The organism is Caballeronia terrestris, from assembly GCF_001544515.1.
Classification (GTDB): Bacteria; Pseudomonadota; Gammaproteobacteria; order Burkholderiales; family Burkholderiaceae; genus Caballeronia; species Caballeronia terrestris.
Genome location: NZ_FCOL02000379.1, coordinates 1 through 1,509, shown reverse-complemented (window position 1 = coordinate 1,509; position 1,509 = coordinate 1). Strand labels below are relative to the sequence as shown.

The 1,509-nt window shown below is 60.8% G+C and carries 2 protein-coding genes; both read left to right on the top strand.

Annotated elements, in window-relative coordinates; all coding sequences use genetic code 11:
* Positions 1-100 precede the first annotated feature (100 nt).
* Positions 101-1,012: a LysR family transcriptional regulator gene (locus AWB67_RS37575; protein ID WP_087660830.1), complete on the top strand. Its 912-nt coding sequence runs from the start codon at positions 101-103 to the stop codon at positions 1,010-1,012.
* Positions 1,013-1,155: 143 nt separating this feature from the next.
* The coding region (locus AWB67_RS37570; protein ID WP_200822424.1) for an enoyl-CoA hydratase-related protein at positions 1,156-1,509 on the top strand (354 nt) is incomplete at its 3' end.

Sequence of the window (1,509 nt, the reverse complement as noted above, 5' to 3'; positions counted from 1 at the left end):
CGCTCATTCCGGGCGGCCTCCATCCAATGGCAGACGCACCGAATGACTACTTTCAGTTTTCTTGACGACTATGGCGAAGGGGCACATCCTGACCCAGATCATGGACCTGAACCTCATCGGCTTGTTTGTCGAGATCGTCGAATCGCGCAGCCTCAGCGCCGCCGCGCGCAAGCTCGGCATGACGCGCGCGAACGTCAGCCAGCGGCTCAAGCTCCTGGAACGCGAAACGGGCACGCAACTGCTGCGCCGCTCCACGAGAAACTTTGAACTGACGCAAGCCGGGCACACGCTCTATGACTGCGGCCGGCGCATGCTGGAAGACCTGAATACGGCTCGCGCATCGATCGAGAGCCTCGGGCAAACCTTGATCGGCCGCGTTCGCATCAGCGTGCCCACTGGATTCGGTCGGATGTTCATCGGATCGAAGCTGCGCGAATTCGCGCGTATGCATCCGGGCATCACGCTCAATGTCACCTTCAACAACCGGATCGAAGATCTGATCGCCGCGGAGGTCGACGTCGCGTTGCGGATCACGCGGACCCCGCCGTTGGATTGCGTGGCGCGCAACATCTGCCCGATCGACTGGAACTTGTACGCCTCGGGCGGCTATCTGGAGAAACATGGTCCAATCGAACGTCCGGCGGACCTCGAAGGGCATACGCTGGTCGCGGCGCCGCACCCGGACCGGCGCGTCACGATGACGCTCACGCATCGACATGACGAGGCTGATGTCCACGCCATCACAATGCAGCCCGCGCTGCAATCGTCCGACTTTCCCTTTCTGGCGGAGGCGGTGTGTGAGGGCATGGGTATCGGGCTTTTGCCGGCCTATGTGCCGTATGCGAGCGCGACTTGTGGACTGGTGCACGTGCTCCCCCAATATCGTGTCGCGGGACCGCAAGATGTGCTGTATATCGTGACGCTGCCTAATCGCTATCCGTCGCCGGCGACGCAAGCGCTGATTGACTATCTGCGTGCGGAGATCATATCCCTCGCGCAAATCTGGTCCTGAAGAGGCCGGTTTTCTTCGCTTCGCCTCATCGACAACAACTAAACGTCAACTTTCAGTTAACAGTGCGTCAAGCACCAGTTGGATTGTCAATGCAATAGCGGCCTTCCACAATCGTCCTAACCAGACACATGGAGACAAGGGCGATGTCCCAAGAAACATCTAGCGACGTCATCAAACGAGAACTGCGCGGTCGCATTCTCGTGGTGCGCGTAGACCATCCACCCGTCAACGCCCTCGCTGCGCGCGTGCGATATGAACTACAACTTGCGATCGAAGCGGCTGAAACGAATGCTGCTGTTGATGCAGTGCTGCTGATCGGCGCGGGGCGCAACTTCATCGGCGGTGCGGACATCCGCGAGTTCGGCAAGCCGCCGCTTCCTCCCACGCTCCCCGACGTGTGCAACCGGATCGAAGCGAGCCGCAAGCCTGTCGTTGCGGCGATCCACGGTGCGGCGCTGGGCGGCGGCCTCGAGATCGCTCTCGCGGCACACTATCGC